We start from the raw sequence: 344 nt of genomic DNA on the forward strand, positions 1-344 counted from the left end.
GTCCCACTTGGCAATGGCGATGGTGCCGATGCCGTTACCGATCAGATTGGTAACTGCACGCGCCTCGTTCAGAAAGCGGGCGACGCCCAGCAGCAGTACCAGACCGACCAACGGAATTTCCGGGATCACCGACAGCGTCGCGGCCAGCGTCACGAAGCCCGCCCCGGCCACACCCGCCGATCCTTTCGAGGTCAGTAACAGCACTCCAGGCACGACCAGTTGATCCGCCAGGGTCAGCGGCGTGTTGGTGGCCTGAGCCACGAAGATCGCCGCCATGGTGAGGTAAATGCAGGTACCGTCCGAATTGAACGTGTAACCGGTTGGCAGCACCATCCCGACGACTG

Annotated in this window: 1 protein-coding gene; it reads right to left on the minus strand. The window is 62.2% G+C overall.

All coding sequences use genetic code 11. From position 1 onward, the window contains the following. The coding region (locus tag EE949_RS05215) for a cation:dicarboxylate symporter family transporter (protein WP_164666700.1) at positions 1–344 on the minus strand (344 nt) is incomplete at both ends.

It is taken from the genome of Pseudomonas viridiflava (genome assembly GCF_900602065.1).
Lineage (GTDB): Bacteria > Pseudomonadota > Gammaproteobacteria > Pseudomonadales > Pseudomonadaceae > Aquipseudomonas.